Raw genomic sequence first — 839 nt, 5'->3', positions numbered from 1 at the left:
ATCAAGGTCGTCGCCAACCTCGGCAGGCTGGACAAGATCAAGCCCGGCAAGCTCGACCCGCTGATCAACGGCCTGAACCGCGCGGCCGGACGCCTCGAGAATACCGCCTCCGACGTGACCTACGAGTCCTCGCTCGGTTTCGGCAATGTCTTCGCGCTCCATGAGATCTGGAAGGACCTCGGCTTCGACCGTGCCCTGAGCCGGGCGCTGCACTCCGGACGGCGCGAGATTGACGTGGAAGCCCTGGTCCGGGCCATGGTCTTCAACCGTCTCTGCGCCCCGGACTCCAAACTTGGCTGCCTGCGCTGGCTGGAAACGGTCGCCATGCCCGCCATGCCGGAAACCGTGACGCACCAGCATCTCCTGCGGGCCATGGATGCGCTGATGGATCATGCTGACACGGTGGAGGACGCGCTGGCGAAGCAGGTGCGGCCGCTGGTCGATCGCGACTTGGCGGTGGTGTTCTATGACCTGACCACCGTGCGCATCCACGGAGAGGGGCGTGTCGGGGACGACCTGCGCGGCTACGGCATGAACAAGGAAACCGGCGGGATTGCCCGGCAGTTCGTGCTCGGCGTGGTGCAGACCGCGGAAGGACTGCCGCTGCTCCACACCGTCCATCCCGGCAACATGGCCGAGACAAAGACACTGCAGGGCATGCTGCAGACGGTGCTGAAGCGGTTCCCGGTCCAGCGGGTCGTGCTGGTGGCTGACCGGGGCCTGCTGAGCCAGGAGAATATCGGCGAGCTGACCGCGCTGGCCGACCGGGACGGCCGCAAGCTGGAGTTCATCCTGGCCGTCCCCGCGCGCCGCTATGCGGAGCTTGCCGAAACATTCCA

Annotated in this window: 1 protein-coding gene; it reads left to right on the top strand. The window is 66.3% G+C overall.

Translation table 11 applies throughout. The features are described 5' to 3' along the window. Positions 1 to 839 (top strand): IS1634 family transposase (locus HCC78_RS32830; RefSeq protein ID WP_172332857.1); only part of this gene is annotated, 839 nt, incomplete at both ends.

The sequence above is a fragment of the Mangrovicoccus sp. HB161399 genome, assembly GCF_013184745.1.
Classification (GTDB): domain Bacteria; phylum Pseudomonadota; class Alphaproteobacteria; order Rhodobacterales; family Rhodobacteraceae; genus Mangrovicoccus.
Note: the sequence above shows the minus strand (reverse complement) of the source record. Positions and strands in the feature narration are given on the sequence as shown.